General features: G+C 67.7%; 11 protein-coding genes. 3 read left to right on the top strand and 8 right to left on the bottom strand.

The window, feature by feature from the left end:
- Positions 1–38: 38 nt before the first annotated feature.
- On the bottom strand, positions 39–677 hold the full coding sequence (locus ASG91_RS20515) for a hypothetical protein (protein WP_157606040.1): 639 nt from the start codon (positions 675–677) through the stop codon (positions 39–41).
- A 48-nt stretch (positions 678–725) separates the two neighbouring features.
- On the bottom strand, positions 726–3,218 hold the full coding sequence (locus tag ASG91_RS20060; protein WP_162257502.1) for a type II secretion system protein GspG: 2,493 nt from the start codon (positions 3,216–3,218) through the stop codon (positions 726–728).
- Between the two features lie 878 nt (positions 3,219–4,096).
- Between ASG91_RS20060 and ASG91_RS04695 the strand changes: the two genes are divergently transcribed.
- Positions 4,097–5,749: a DUF885 family protein gene (locus ASG91_RS04695; RefSeq protein WP_056921463.1), complete on the top strand. Its 1,653-nt coding sequence runs from the start codon at positions 4,097–4,099 to the stop codon at positions 5,747–5,749.
- A gap of 9 nt (positions 5,750–5,758) precedes the next feature.
- Here the strand turns inward: ASG91_RS04695 and ASG91_RS04690 are convergent, their stop codons facing one another.
- The 6 genes from ASG91_RS04690 to ASG91_RS04665 form a co-directional block, all read right to left on the bottom strand.
- Positions 5,759–7,201 carry a hypothetical protein gene (locus tag ASG91_RS04690; protein WP_056921462.1) on the bottom strand — a complete coding sequence of 481 codons (1,443 nt, stop codon included), beginning with the start codon at positions 7,199–7,201 and terminating at the stop codon, positions 5,759–5,761.
- A gap of 153 nt (positions 7,202–7,354) precedes the next feature.
- Entirely contained in the window at positions 7,355–9,010 is a 1,656-nt protein-coding gene (locus ASG91_RS04685) for an FAD-binding dehydrogenase (RefSeq protein WP_056921461.1), read from the bottom strand.
- A 39-nt stretch (positions 9,011–9,049) separates the two neighbouring features.
- Entirely contained in the window at positions 9,050–9,847 is a 798-nt protein-coding gene (locus ASG91_RS04680; protein ID WP_082593909.1) for an amino acid ABC transporter ATP-binding protein, read from the bottom strand.
- A complete protein-coding gene (locus ASG91_RS04675) occupies positions 9,844–10,512 on the bottom strand; it encodes an amino acid ABC transporter permease (protein WP_056921460.1) in 669 nt (222 codons plus the stop codon). The genes ASG91_RS04680 and ASG91_RS04675 overlap by 4 nt, the downstream gene beginning before the upstream one ends.
- A 7-nt stretch (positions 10,513–10,519) precedes the next feature.
- Positions 10,520–11,314: an amino acid ABC transporter substrate-binding protein gene (locus ASG91_RS04670; protein WP_056921459.1), complete on the bottom strand. Its 795-nt coding sequence runs from the start codon at positions 11,312–11,314 to the stop codon at positions 10,520–10,522.
- 134 nt (positions 11,315–11,448) lie between these two features.
- A complete protein-coding gene (locus ASG91_RS04665) occupies positions 11,449–12,117 on the bottom strand; it encodes an HAD-IA family hydrolase (RefSeq protein WP_056921458.1) in 669 nt (222 codons plus the stop codon).
- A gap of 47 nt (positions 12,118–12,164) precedes the next feature.
- On the opposite strand from ASG91_RS04665, the gene ASG91_RS04660 reads away from it, so the two are divergent.
- Positions 12,165–13,814, top strand: coding sequence for a metallophosphoesterase (locus ASG91_RS04660; RefSeq protein ID WP_056921457.1), 1,650 nt, complete (start codon positions 12,165–12,167; stop codon positions 13,812–13,814).
- Positions 13,815–13,846: 32 nt separating this feature from the next.
- Positions 13,847–14,536: a DUF5701 family protein gene (locus ASG91_RS04655; RefSeq protein ID WP_157606037.1), complete on the top strand. Its 690-nt coding sequence runs from the start codon at positions 13,847–13,849 to the stop codon at positions 14,534–14,536.
- The last annotated feature ends 85 nt before the right edge of the window (positions 14,537–14,621 follow it).

The raw sequence follows: 14,621 nt of genomic DNA, 5'->3' as shown, positions 1-14,621 counted from the left end.
ATGCCCCCTCGTCAGCCTACCAGCGTCCTCTCCATCCGCTATTGTCGCTCAGCGGACAGCGGCAGGGCCACCAAATGACTGAAGGCCTCATACGGCACCCGCTTGTTGCCGTCGACAACAGCATAGAGACCGTCATCCCACGTGAACGTACTGACGACAAACTTCTCCCCCTGGTCGGTGGTCAAGAGATAATGCGCTCGAGGAGCGGGCTGGGGGTACGCAAATGCTCCCACCAAACTCGTCACAACCTGAGCACGAGCTTGGTATTGGGCCGCGGAAGCAACAGCTCGGCTTGACACATCACCCCTCACCATTATGGCGATCGCGAATGCGATTGCAGATGCCAAAAACGCTGCGGATGCGGTGATTACTGCCTGCTGAGTAGCCCCCGGGGCATCAAGGCCGAGAGGTTCCCAGCCCATACCCACGACACCTTGCACCAGGGCACCTGCACCAAGACCGCCACCCACCAACCCAACCCACCATTTAGAGAACTGGCTAGCGCCGGCAGTAATTACCTGCAGACTCTGCGGTGTCATCGTTCCCAGGCGGCTGTGTTCAGATTCCTGTTCGTCCTCAGGACTCTCCTGGAGACGGAGTTGTACGCACTGGTCTCGTAGAACCGTCTTCAACAGGTCCGGTGGGTAGGGCTCCCCAAGCCACTGAGAATTGCTCATTTCTGACTCCTCACTGGATTCTTCGAAAAGGACAACGTTCGCTCACGGCTAGGCAACGGGCAACCCGGTCGCAACTTTGATGGTCAATGAGCTAGTTGGCGTGTGCTCATACCATCTGCCAACCATGGATGCGGTCGCCCAATTCGTGATCGCCAATCCCTCCGAGGGATGCGCGTCAGATCCGCGAGGACCGCCGGCGGAACTCAGGTCGTAGTCACCCTCGCGACCGGGGCATTCATAGGCGTAGCGATCACCCCAAGGATCCACCAGAGATGGGCCGACGTGCGTCAGTGGCATCGCGGCAGCTAGACCCTCCCCCGTATTTGGGTATCGGCCATTCTGCGCCTTGAACCCCTCTATAAGAACCATCCAAGCCTGAATTTCGTCCCAAGCCTTCTTCTGGCGGAAGGTCAGTAGGGGACGCGGCTCGGGCGTCGGATTGGCGGATGTGGCCCCCGGATAGTTGGTTTTCGCGTATCTCTCCATCTCCTCAGCAATAGTCACGTATGGATGTGAGTTTCCAATATCCCCGGTCTCTACGTAACTCATGAAGTCACGCTCATAGCCGGAAGCGATCGGCAAAACTACTCTCGCGGCCCCGGACCTCAAGAACGCGAGGTGGCGGAAGTCTGGGTGCTCGATGCCAAGACGCTGTTGCCAACTTCCTGCCGACCCCCAGTAGTATGGATATAGGAAGTACAGCATGCTCTCCCATTCAATAGCATGGTTGAGAAACTTGATCGTCTCGCCGTGGGCCATATATCCTACCCATGCGGTTTCGCTAATCACTGACCCGTTATCGCTATAGTATGACTCTGGTGCACCCTTTTCGGTAAAGGTAAAGTCCGGTCCGAGAAGCCATCGCTTCGCATTCTTCATGACTTCTTCACGCTCCAGTTTGCGAAGTCCTGCAGGGTTTTCTTCCGATAATTCTCCTGTGAGACTCCGCAACCGCTCAGCGATTGAGGCGCGCTGCAACTGATATCGCCGTTCCGCGACTTCGTAAATGGCCTTCCAAGCGCTCTGTTGCCACGAAACAAAGCGTCCATTATCCAGAGTTGCCACGCCGCGGACCTGGGCAGAGATGGCGCTGGCCCATCTAGCGCCATAAGGGATGGAGAGTTTCCCCCGCAGGCCGACAAGATTTGGCTGCGGCGTCCAGTTGCCAAGGCCGGCCAGATCAACTGGATATAGGCCATTGTGCGCTCCCCACGCGGAGGCCTCGCCGGGGAATCCGAAAGCGTTGACCTGCAATTCAGCTGAGGAGATCGCGTAGTCTTCTTCAACATCGACCTCCACTGCGAAGGTTCCTCCTCCCTTCGATTCCTCTACGGATCTGAACTGATGGTTGTCAGACCCATGAATTGGTACCGTTTGTGGGGGTGGACTTGGAACCGTCGCGCCATACTTGCTCGCTATCGAATGGTAACTTTCTCTGGTGATTTCGCTGGGAGTCAGAGTGAAGCGTGCCCACTCGAGTTGCGTATTCGGATCGCCAAATGACACTGAGAGCGAATTTTCGAGTTCTTGACGCTTCAGGACTTTGGCCAAAATGTCCCCGCCCGGATTCGGGATAACTATGTCATATGTCAGCCTCACGTCGTACCGACAAAGGCGGGCTTCCCAACGCCGCACCAACTGTGCGTAGTCGATCCGCATTGGCTTGGCCGACGGGTTCTTGAACTTCTTTGTGGCCTCGTCCTCGATTCCCTCACCGGCTGTGGTCCGAAAGGTAACTTTGTGCTCCTCCGTGACCCTACGACTCGCCTTCTTGGTGACTTCAGAGCTTTCTCTGACGCTTGCTTGACTACTCGAAGTAGACGACGATGAGACATCTAGGTTTGCATGCGCCGACAAGCGGACAGGTCCGAATGTTCCCGTCGCGGTGACGCCCGCGCCCAGGTTTTCGGTGTGCGTCTTTTGGTTGCTGCTTGCTTGTTCTATGTCGCTCTTCTCTACAACGGCTTGCTCCTCGGATTCATCCACTGAGCGCGTATCGCTTTGTGTAAATTCGGTTGAGGAGTTGGACCACTCTCGATGCACTAAGGTGATATCCTCATATGGGGCGAGAGGAACTGAGTGGATATGCTCTCCGTCAAGGATTTCCAGAGGAATGAAGTCAATTCGTTCGAGGTGAATGTATCCGACCGGCTCGACTCTCAGACGGCGTTCGAAATTGGCGATGGCGGACCCAAGCATGAGAGCCTCGGCATCCCCTGTCTCGGTTGATCTCGCTACTGGTCCAGAGGGCGTGTCCGCAATACGATCTTGAGTTTCATCATGGTCCTTTTCTACAAGCACCGGCGCGCGGTTTTTCCGGTGCTCAAGGAGCCTTTGTGCTAAATGCAGAAGAGCCTCCTTGTCCCAGACCAACAAACTCCGCAGGCCCGGGGGGTGCTGGGTACCTTCTCGAAGACCAAGGACTGCCTCTGCCATGAGATGAGGACCCCCAACGCCGCCCACGACGTGGCCTCCGGGGGCCAGCAGGCCGCTCGCGGGGACCGGCAGTAGGTCAGCCAGCTCCTGGTCGGTCATGTTCATTTGGCGAATGAAGTGCGCTGTCTCGAGTACACGGTGAGTCGCTGTCACCTCGCCGCCCAGTCTTACGGGCGTGTAGCACGCTTGATAGTGACTCCGTGTGGACTGCGACAAGGCGGGCATTGGACCTCCAAGGTGCTTGTTAACCTCAACAGGACTCGATCAAGGTTGGCGCACGTCGTCGGGGCTGACCTACAACAAATGCACTACTCCCGCACTTGATGCACCACGGCTGGATGACGGCCTGCCAACTGACACAAGTGCGGTCTGATGGACGTTGCTCCCGCATCGGGAGGCCAGATGGCGCCTACCGAGCTACTTGCTGGCCAATTTGGACGCTTGGCGAGACCGGGCCTGACGGACGAAGTCCGAAGTCACGAGCACCACAAGCCGCCACCGGAAGCCACGTGTCCGATGCCCGCACTCAATTGCCATAGTGGGACGACCGTCGAGACGACCCGCTCCTTCCAACACCGCGGCCCGGCTGGGTAGCTCCTCCTCGACCCCGAGGCCAAAGCCAAGGCTGGCCTAGAGATCCGGACACCGTCGGGCCACAGGTGGGCAACATCAAGCGGGCGAAAGGGGTACTCATGGGGCAGGAACGGAGAGCCTCTGTCAGCGTGCAACAGGCACAGTCGCGTCATCCGACTAGATTCCCAAGCTGGACACGCGAGTTCGATTCTCGTCACCGGCTCCACGCACGGCAGCAAGAACGCCGCGACGGCGAGACCACCCCGGGGATCGAGCCCCAGCTCGGCGGGCCGCGAACGACGCGCGGTCCGGGTCCTCCATCAAGGTCCGCACCAGGTCACCGCTGCGGCGTTCGCCGAAGTCGGGCGCCGACCGCGCGTGGAGGAGGGGCAGGCCGGTACGTTCGGGGCATGACGGACGACGTGCGACAGCTGGCTGACGACTACCACGACCACTGGATGCGGACGAGCCCGAGCTGGGCGCACATGGTGGGTGACTACCGGTTCGCCGACCGGTTCGACGACGCGAGCCGGGCCGCGGAGGACGACCTCATCGCCGCCTCGCGCGAGTTCGCCGCCCGGGCTGCCGCGATCCCGGACGACGGGCTCAGCCTGCAGGACCGCGCCACTCGCGACGTCGTCGCCTTCCAGGCCACCAGCGCGGCCGACACCGCGGAGAGCCGCACCGCCGAGTTCGCGGTCAACCCGGTCTTCGGCCCGCAGGTCGACCTCCCGCTGACCGTCGCGAACCTCGCCATCCCCAACGCCGACGTCGCCGAGGCGATGGTGAGCAAGTTCCACGGCATGGGCCAGTACCTGCGCGACGCCGCCCAGCGGCACCGCGAGGGGGTCGCCTCCGGGCGCGCCCCGGCCGCCTTCGCCGTGGCCGAGACGATCCCGCAGCTCGACGCCTGGCTGGCCACGCCACTGTCCGAGGACCCACTGCTCAGGACGGCCGACCTGCCCGCCGACGTCGACGTCGATGCGTGGCGGGCTCGGCTGACCGACGCCATCGAGCACCAGGTCCGCCCGGGCCTGCAGGAGTACCGCGACGTCCTGGCCGACGAGGTGGCGGCCCACACCCGACCAGACGAGAAGTGCGGGCTGGTCTGGCTCCCCGACGGTGAGCAGACCTACGCGCGCGCCCTGGCCGCCAACACCACCACGACGCTGGGCGCGCAGGAGATCCACGACCTGGGGCTGCAACAGATCGCCTCCCTCGAGGACGAGTACTCGGCCCTCGGTGGCGAGGTCCTCGGCACGTCCGACGTCCCGGCGATCTACGACCGACTGCGCACCGACCCGGCCCTGCGCCACCACGACGCAGCCGAGATCCTCGCCGACTGCGAGACCGCGTTCGCCCGGGCGCGGGCCGAGATGCCGGCCTGGTTCAACCGGCTGCCCGCGGCCGACTGCGCCATCAAGACCACCACCCATGGCGCGCTCGGCTTCTACTACCCGCCGTCGGACGACGGCTCCCGTGGCGGTGTCTTCTACGTCAACACCTCCGACCCATCCGCCTGGGGTCGGGTCGAGATCGAGGCGCTCAGCTACCACGAGGGCATCCCGGGCCACCACCTGCAGCTCGCCATCGCGGCCGAGCTCACCGACCTGCCGGCCCTGCGCCGGCACACCGTCTTCAACGCCTACGCCGAGGGCTGGGGTCTCTACACGGAGCGACTGGCCGACGAGATGGGGCTCTACTCCACGCCGCTGACCCGGCTCGGCATGCTGACCATGGACTCGGTGCGCGCCTGCCGGCTCGTCGTCGACACGGGACTGCACGCCCTGGGCTGGAGCCGCCAGCAGGCGATCGACTACATGGTCGCCAACTCCCCGATGTCGACGGCCAACGTCACGAGCGAGGTCAACCGGTATGCCGTGCTGCCCGGCCAGGCCTGCGGCTACATGATCGGTCGGCTCGAGATCCTGCGCATCCGCCGCGAGGCCCAGGAGCGCCAGGGCGACGCCTTCGACATCAAGGCGTTCCACGACGCCGTGCTCGACGGCGGCAGCGTGCCGCTCGGAGTGCTCGACGGCATCGTCCGCGACCGTCTCCCCTGACCGGGTGGGTCAGGGGACCAGCCCGTGCGGCAGGGCGGACGCGGGCCCGGACGTCTGTCCCGGAAGGTCGACGGTGTAGACGTCCAGACCACGGACCAGGTCGACCGAGTACGCGATGTTCGTCTTGCGGTCGGTCCGCACGTCCCGCTCGTTGTAGTCCGGCACCCAGTAGGAGTCCCACACCTCCGAGGCGCCCCAGACAGCGTGACCGTACGGCTTGATGTCGCGGGGGTCGCGCACGTCGACGAGCTGCGTACCGCCACCGTAGAAGCCCACGGTGACGATGCCGGACGGGTGGAAGTCGAACCAGTGCGCCGAGCAGAAACCGCCGACCGGCAACGGGAAGGAGCCGAGGTCGGCCACCTCCACCTTGTCCAGCGGCACGATCGCGTCCGGGGTACCGTCCAGGCGCTTGACCCACCAGGTCTGGAACGAGCCGGCCTTCGAGCAGTCGACCTGCTCGTAGTCCTCTTCGGTCACGAGCAGGACGTTGCCGTTCGCCAGGCTCGGCGCCGCGTCGGCGATGAAGGCCTCGGCGTTCGGGCGGTAGGAGTTGTGGTGGATGAAGTCGTTGTAGCCGTTCTTCGTGACGCCGTCGGCCTCGAACCCGCGGCCCGCGAGGCCGGTGGTGGTGACCAGGCGCGGGTGCACCGGGTCACGCACGTCGAAGACGGAGGAGCCGTTGTAGCCCGTGTGCGTGGCGAAGCCGGCCCGGTCGAAGTTCCACTTGTGGCCGCCCGAGGGTGAGGCGAACGGCTGCACCCCGGCGAGGGCCGAGTCGGCGTCGACCTCGTGGGGAGCATCGAGGTTGTCGAGGTCCATCAGCGAGAAGTTCGTCCGGCCACCCGCCGAGTAGGCGTAACGGCAGTCGCGGTCGTCCACGCAGGCCACGGTGTGGGTGCTGGTCGATGCGGTGGCGCTGGACTGGAGCCGCGGCGTGGTGGGGTCGGTCACGTCGACGACGATGAGCTCCTTGCCACCCAGTGCGGAGGCGGTGTGCTGGATGTCGGCCGATACGTCATAGGTGTCGACCCCGATGAGCGCGAACCGCTTCGTGCCGGTCCTGGTCTTGCGCTCCCCACAGTTGATCGCCTCGTTCTCGAAGACGAGGTTGGGCAGGGTGCCCACGAGCTTCGGCGCCACGGGGTCACTGACGTCGAAGACGCTCAGCGAGTCCAGCGAGGACATCACGAACAACGGTGCGGTCTTGAGGAAGCACCCGGAGATGCCGGCCGTCTCGGGGAAGTTCGCGGCGAGCTGGGTGTTCGGGCTGTTGACCAGCGGCACCGAGGTGCCGCCTGCATAGGCAGCCCGCTTCTCCGTGGCCCGGTGCGCGTCGTCCTTGCGGTCACCGTGCGCCTGGGCACCCCCTGCGCCGAGCAGGCCGGCGGTCAGGGCGACGGCGAGGCCGGCGGCGAGGCGTGCAGGGACAAGGGATGCGGTGCGGCGCATGGGTCCTCCAGGGTGCGGGTCTACCCCGTCAACGAGCCGGCGGCCCTGGGGTCACGCGCCACGACCCCGACCACCTCCCCCGGTTCGATGTAAACACGCCGGTGATGACCGGCGTGTTCACATCGACCCGGCGGGGACCCGGGGTATGCCGGGTCAGGCGGTTGCTGCCGCGGCGGCCCGTCCGGCGGAGCGGCCCGAGAAGATGCAGCCGCCGAGGAAGGTGCCCTCCAGCGCGCGGTAGCCGTGCATCCCACCGCCGCCGAACCCGGCCACCTCGCCCGCGGCATACAGGCCGGGCACCGGCTCACCCGACGCGGACAGGACGCGCGACGAGAGGTCGGTCTCCAGCCCGCCGAGGGTCTTGCGGGTGAGAATGTTGAGGCGTACCGCGATGAGCGGTCCGGCCTTGGGGTCGAGGATGTGGTGCGGGGTGGCCGTGCGGATCAGCTTGTCGCCACGGTAGTTCCGCGCCCCACGGACCGCGGTGACCTGGGCGTCCTTGCTGAAGTCGTTGTCGATCTGGCGGTCGCGCTCGACGACCTGCCGTTCGATGTGGGCGAGGTCGAGGGGGGCATCGGGGGTCAGGGCGTTCATCTTGTCGACCAGCTCGCGCAGGGTGCCGGCCGAGACGAAGTCGGCTCCCTTGTCGAGGAACGCCCGCACCGGGGCGGGCATGTCGGCCCGCGCGCGACCCAGCACGTCCTTGACCGACTTCCCGGTCAGGTCGGGGTTCTGCTCCGACCCGGAGAGCGCGAACTCCTTGCCGATGATCTTGGTGGTCAGGATGAACCAGCTGTGGTCGTGCCCGGTCTGGCGCAGGTGGGCCAGCGTGCCGAGGGTGTCGAAACCCGGGAACAGCGGCGGTGGGAGCCGGTCGCCGTTGCCGTCGAACCACAAAGAGCTCGGCCCGGGCAGGATGCGGATCGCGTGGGACGGCCAGATCGGGTCCCAGTTCTCGATGCCCTCGACGTAGTGCCACATCCGGTCGCGGTTGACCAAGCGCCCACCCGCGGCCTCGGTGATGGCCAGCATCCGGCCGTCGACGTGGGCCGGCACCCCGGTGAGCATGTGCTCCGGCGGCGGGCCCAGTCGCGCCGGCCAGTTGGCGCGGACCAGGTCGTGGTTGGCGCCGATGCCGCCGCTGGTGACGATGACGGCCTGCGCGGTCAGCTCGAACTCGCCCACGGCATCGCGGCTGGTCGGCCGGCCCCGCGACGCCTCGTCGTCGGCCAGCAGCGTCCCGCGCACGCCGGTGACGGCGCCGTCGCTGGTGACCAGCTCGTCGACCTGGTGGCGGTGCCGCAGCTCCACCAGCCCGGCCGCGACGTGCTCCTGCACGCGACGCAGGAACGGCGCCAGCACCCCGGGACCGGTGCCCCAGACGATGTGGAACCGCGGCACGGAGTTGCCGTGGCCCGAGGCGGACCCGTCACCCCGCTCGGCCCACCCGACGACCGGGAAGAACCGCATCCCCTGCTGGTGCAGCCAGGCCCGCTTCTCGCCGGCCGCGAAGTCGACGTAGGCGCGCGCCCACTGCGAGCCCCACTTGTCCTCGTCCTCGAGCCGGTCGAACCCGGCCGAGCCCTGCCAGTCCTGCCAGGCGAGGTCGACGGTGTCCTTGATGCCCATCCGCCGCTGCTCCGGGCTGTCGACCAGGAACAGCCCGCCAAACGACCAGTGCGCCTGCCCGCCGAGGTTGGCGGCACTCTCCTGGTCGACCACTACCACCCGGCGTCCGGCGTCGGCCAGCTCGGCGGCAGCGACGAGTCCGGCCAGGCCGGCTCCGACCACGATGACGTCAGCGTCCATGACCGCACCCTACGGCCCCCGACGGCCGCCACGGGCCGGTTACAACGGGTCCAGGATCCGTTGCAGGAACTGGCGGGCCCGCTCGGTCTTGGGCTGGGAGAGCACCTCGGCCGGGGTGCCCCGCTCCACGATGACGCCGCCGTCCATGAAGAGCACCTGGTCGGCGACCTGCTGGGCGAAGCGGATCTCGTGGGTCACCACGACCATGGTCCAGCCCTGGGTGGCGAGGTCCTTCATCGTCGCGAGCACCTCACCCACCAGCTCGGGGTCGAGGGCCGAGGTCGGCTCGTCGAAGAGCATGAGCTGCGGCCGAATCGCCAGGGCCCGGGCGATCCCGACCCGCTGCTGTTGGCCGCCGGACAGCTGGAACGGGTAGGCGTCGGCCTTCTCCGCCAGGCCCACGGCCTCGAGCAACGCGCGGGCCTCGCGCTCCACCTCCGCCTCCGGGCGCTCCTGCACGACGACCGGGCCCACCGTGACGTTCTGGAGGACGGTCATGTGCGGGAACAGGTTGTGGGCCTGGAACACCATGCCGCTCTGGGCGCGCAGCCGGACCAGGTCGTCCTTGGCCACCGGCCCGGAGAAGTCGACGTCGACATGCCCGATCCGCACCTGCCCGGCGTCCGGTCGCTCGAGGGCGTTGAGCGAGCGCAGCACCGTCGTCTTGCCGGAGCCCGACGGTCCGATCAGCACCGTGACCGAGCCGGCGTGCACCTCGAAGTCGATCGAGCGGAGCACTTGGTTGTCGCCGAACGCCTTGGCCAGGCCGCGCACGGACACCAGCGCACCCTCCGCAGGGTCCTGCGAGGTCGGGGTGTACCCCAGGGAGTCGGTCATCGCGCCACGTACCTGTTCTCTCGCTTCTCGAGCCGGTTCTGCACCAGCGACAGGAGATGACAGACGACCCAGTAATAGGCGGCTGCCACCGCGTAGAGCTCGAAGAACTGGAACGTCGGCGCCGCGACCTCCTGCGCCTTCCGCAGCAGCTCTCCGACCTGGACCGCGGACGCCAGCGAGGTGTCCTTGACCAGCGAGATCAGCGTGTTGGACAGCGGCGGGATGGCGTTGCGGGTGGCCTGGGGGAGGACGACCTTGCGCAGGGTGGTGGTGTAACCCATCCCGATCGTCGAGGCGGCCTCCCACTGGCCCTTGGGGACCGACAGGATCGCCGCCCGGATCACCTCCGCGGCATACCCACCGACGTTGAGGGACAACGCGATGATGGCGGCGGGGAAGGGATCGAACCGGATCCCCACCGAGGGCAGGCCGTAGTAGATGAGGAACAGCTGCAGTAGCAGCGGCGTCCCCCGGATGATCGAGATGTAGACGCGGGCGACGCCAGACACCACGCGCAGCGGGGACAGCCGCATCAGCGCCACGACGAGGGCGATCGCCAGGCCGATGACGAAGCTCGCCGCGGTGAGCGGGATGGTCCCGAGCACCAACGCCTTGAGCAGTGGCCAGAGGCTGTCCCCGACCAGGGTGAGGGTCTGTCCGTCCACCGCCGGACTACTGCTTCACGGAGACGTCGGTGCTGAAGTACTTCTCCGAGATCTTCTTCAGCGTGCCGTCCTCCTGCAGCTCGGCGAGGGCCGTGTTGATCGCGGCGACGAGGTCGGAGTCCTTGCGAGTGGCGACGACCTGCTCGGAGGTCTCACCGGTCTCGGCAGCGATCTTGATCGAGGTGTCGCCGGTGGACTTCTGGTACTCGAGGACGGCCAGGTTGTCGTTGACGGTGGCGTCGACGCGCTTCTGCTTCACGAGGGTGACGGCCTGGGTGAAGCCCTCCACGCCCTCGACCTTGGCGCCCGCGTCCTTGGCGACCTGCGCCCAGTTGGAGGTGAGGCTCTGGGCCGTCTTCTTGCCCTTGAGATCGGCCAGCGCGGTGATCGAGGAGTCGTCGGCGCGGGTGGCGATGACGCCCTCGGAGACCGTGTAGGTCGAGCTGAGCCCGTAGAGGCCCTCGCGCTCGCTGTTGCGGGTCACCTGGTTGGCGATGACGTCGAAGCGCTTCGAGGTGAGGCCCGCGAAGATGGCGTCCCACGGCGTCTCGACGAACTCCGCCTTGACCCCGAGCTTGGCCGCCACGGCCTTGGCGACCTCGACGTCGTAGCCGGTGAGCTGGTTGTTCGTCGGGTCGTGGTAGCTGAACGGCGAGTACGTGCCCTCGGTGCCGATCTTGAGGACCCCTGCCTCCTTGACGCGGGCGAGGTCGGTCTCGGGGCTGGACGAGCCACCGCCACACGCCGCGAGTGCGGTGGTGGCAGCGAGCAGGACGGCGACGAAGGACAAGCGGGTGCGCATGGGAGGTTCCTTGGGGAGGGCGACGCGGTCGCGTCGGCGGAGGGCAATGCGTCCGACTATAACCTCACCTTTGGCAATGGATAACACGGCGGTATGCCGGGTGGTCCCGTCCGGGGGCCGGCCCGAGCCGTGGGCTACCGGGCGGTGAGCGCGACCCGACCCGCCTCGACGGTGAACCGCACGTCCGCGAGGGTGCCGACCACGGCGTCGGCGAGCAGGTCGGCGGCGACGGTCGTCGTCGTGACGGCCAGGGTCGAGCACCCCGCCGCGCGGGCCGCCTCGAGTCCGCCCGGGGCGTCCTCGACGACCAGGCAGTCGGTGGGGTCGACCCCGAGCCGGGCGGCGGCCAGCAGGAACGGGTCGGGGTGCGGCTTGCCCTCCGCCACGTCGCTGGCGGTGACGACCACCCGTGGCGCCGGGAGTGCGGTGGCGACCAGACGCGCGTCGGCAAGCGGTCGGGTGCACGAGGTCGCGATGGCGCAGAGCTCCGGGTCACCGGTCAAGACGGCGAGCGCGTCGAGGGTGCCGGGCAGGACGGTGATGCCCTCGGTGTCGGCGATCTCGATCGCCTCGATCCGCTCGAACGCCGACTCGACGCGCTCCGGCGGCAGCAGCGCCGAGATGACCCCGCGCGCCGGCACCCCGTGGAAACCCGCCAGGTCGTGCGGGTCGACACCTTCCTCCTGCGCCCACCGCAGCCACGACCGGACGACCGTCGGGATCGAGTCGATCAGCGTCCCGTCCATGTCGAACAGCACCGCCGCGAAGGTGCGGCCTTCCAGCGTCCCCAGGCGTCGCGGCATACCCGCCAGCCTAGGAGGCGCCGACGGCGGCCGGTTACGGTGGACCGGTGAGCACGCCCCCGGAGAGCCCACGTCGCTGGAGGCGTGCGTCCCGGTGGCTGCTGCGGTTCGGCGCGCTGGTGCTGCTCTTCGTCGCCTGCAACAGCGGCGGCGTGGCCGCGACCACGCTCTTCCCGAGCCCTGCGGACACGCTCAACTACGGGGCAGACCTGCGGCTCTCACTCGACCCGGGTGACATCTCCAAGATCCAGAGCCCCACGATCTTCGGCGACATCAAGCTCGACTTCGGTGGTCCCGTGCCGGCCCCCGGGGTGGTGGCCCAGGTCCACGTGAAGGAGCGCATCACCGACCTGCTCGCCCGCCCCAACATCTCGGTGCAGTCCCTCCAGCCGGGCCCGCTCGAGCTCGAGCGCGCGGCGCGCGGCGGCGTGATCGCCCTCGCCTGGCGGTTCGCGGCCGGCGCCCTCGTCGTCGCCCTCCTCTGCCTCGGCGGGTATGCCGCGTGGCGCCGGCGGCGCCCCGACCTGCGGTGGACCGCCGTGGTCGCCTCGGTGTGGGTCGCCTCGTGCGTCGCGACGTTCGGCGTGATCGGGCTGTCCTACCAGCCGGAGCGGCTGGACAGCTTCAGCACGACCGGCATCCTCGGCACGGTGCAGCGCAACGCCGACCTGCTGGAGGGCGTCGAGACCCGCGCCGAGCAGGTGACGCCCTACCTCAAGAACCTCCTGGCCCTGTCCGCGGCGCTCCAGGACAAGTACGCGCCGCAAGCCCTGGACCAACCGGTCGCCGCGCGGATCCTCCTCGTCTCGGACATCCACGGGGCCAACCAGTACGCGCTGATGAAGACGATCGTCCAGCAGGAGCGGATCGACGCGGTCATCGACTCGGGCGACCTGGTCAACTTCGGCAGCGCCACCGAGGCCGACGCCGCCGGTCTCTTCCAGGGCATCGCCTCCCTCGGCGTTCCGTACCTCTTCGTCAAGGGCAACCACGACGGGCGCTCCGACGTCGACCGGGAGCTGCTCGACCGGCTCGCGGCCGTCCGCAACGTGGTGCTGCTCGAGCCGGACGACGAGACCTACGTGGTCGAGAGCATCCACGGCCTGCGCATCGCCGGTTTCAACGACCCCCGCTGGTTCGGCGACGACAACACGAACAACGCCGCCAAGCAGAAGCCGGCCGCGGCCCGGTACAACGCGACGATGGCCGACGAGCCGGTGCCCGACATCGTCGCCTCGCACGAGCCGGCCGCGGCCGAGGACGTGGCGCGCGCGGGCATCCGCGTGAACGGGCACCTGCACGCCAGCCAGCTCCAGGGCTCACGGATCGGCGTGGGCACCTTCACCGGGGGCGGCCCGTTCAGCCACTTCATCGCGAGTGACGGCACGGGCTCCGCGAACGGGACCAAGGGCGACGTCGGCGAGCTCACCGGCCAGCCGTCGGCCTTCGACATCGCCACCTTCGGGACCGACTGCCGCCTGGCGTCGCTGACCCGCTACCAGTTCCGCAACGTCATCGAGGGGCGTCCGGCCTATGACGACGTGACCCTCATCAACGGCTCGCGGATCGAGGGCGCAGCACCCGCCGCGACGGTGCCGGCGGCCGAGGCCGGCGCGACCGGTGCGGCCGCCCCGGCCCGCGCCTGCGGACCGGACCTGGAGCAGAGCCGGGAACGCGTGACCGCCGCCCCCCGTTGAACCTCGGCCACCCGCTCGTGACCGGAGGAACCGTGACCCAGACGCCGACCGACACCCACCGCCCGACCACCACCCATTCCCAGACCGACACCCAGGCCCAGGCCCTGACCGACACCGCGACGGAGTTCGACCGGCAGGTCCAGGCCTACCTCGACGCCGGCTACCCGGCCCTCGCTGGACTGACCGAACGGGCCTTCGTCGACCAGCTGGAGCCGTGGCGGGACAAGGCTTTCCGAGCCGAGGCCACGGCGGAGGACCGCATCCCCTTCGCGCTCGTCGTGACCTCGCGCCTCGTCACCGCCGACCGGGCCCTACCCACGGTGCACTGGAAGGCCACGACCGGCTGGACCGAGTACACCGCCGACGACCTGGCCGGCTACCGCCCGATCCAAGGCGTCGATGTCCCCGACCACGCGGCATACCTCGTCACCGACGTCGACACCGGGACGGCGACCCTCGACGTGCGGGCCAGGGACGCGGTGCCGCTCATCGCGGCCGAGGGCCGCACGCCGCTCACCGTCGACGAGGGCGTCAGCCTGCTGGCGCTGTGGCCGGGGATCCTCAAGGACCGCAACGCCTTCTTCCTGCCTGGGGCGCGGGACGCGAGCAAGCGGGTGGCCGCGCTCTGGGTGAGCAAGGGGCACCCGCGGCTGGGGTGGTGCTGGGAGGGCAACCCGCACACCTGGCTCGGTTCGGCGTCCTGCGGCGGACGCGTGGCCTGAGCCAGCCGACCGGGTCGGCGCGCGGGGTTTCGGCCATTGGGCCGAGTTCCGGGGGCCAGCGAGGGCGTGGTGCCCGGGGTTTCGG

It is taken from the genome of Phycicoccus sp. Soil802 (assembly GCF_001429605.1).
Classification (GTDB): domain Bacteria; phylum Actinomycetota; class Actinomycetes; order Actinomycetales; family Dermatophilaceae; genus Pedococcus.
Note: the sequence above shows the minus strand (reverse complement) of the source record. Positions and strands in the feature narration are given on the sequence as shown.

Excerpts from the sequence above, each read along its gene's own strand:
- ASG91_RS20515 (WP_157606040.1), bottom strand. The coding sequence starts at position 677 with ATGAGCAATTCTCAGTGGCTTGGGGAGCCCTACCCACCGGACCTGTTG.
- ASG91_RS20060 (WP_162257502.1), bottom strand. The coding sequence starts at position 3,218 with ATGAACATGACCGACCAGGAGCTGGCTGACCTACTGCCGGTCCCCGCG.
- ASG91_RS04695 (WP_056921463.1), top strand. The coding sequence starts at position 4,097 with ATGACGGACGACGTGCGACAGCTGGCTGACGACTACCACGACCACTGG.
- ASG91_RS04690 (WP_056921462.1), bottom strand. The coding sequence starts at position 7,201 with ATGCGCCGCACCGCATCCCTTGTCCCTGCACGCCTCGCCGCCGGCCTC.
- ASG91_RS04685 (WP_056921461.1), bottom strand. The coding sequence starts at position 9,010 with ATGGACGCTGACGTCATCGTGGTCGGAGCCGGCCTGGCCGGACTCGTC.
- ASG91_RS04680 (WP_082593909.1), bottom strand. The coding sequence starts at position 9,847 with ATGACCGACTCCCTGGGGTACACCCCGACCTCGCAGGACCCTGCGGAG.
- ASG91_RS04670 (WP_056921459.1), bottom strand. The coding sequence starts at position 11,314 with ATGCGCACCCGCTTGTCCTTCGTCGCCGTCCTGCTCGCTGCCACCACC.
- ASG91_RS04665 (WP_056921458.1), bottom strand. The coding sequence starts at position 12,117 with ATGCCGCGACGCCTGGGGACGCTGGAAGGCCGCACCTTCGCGGCGGTG.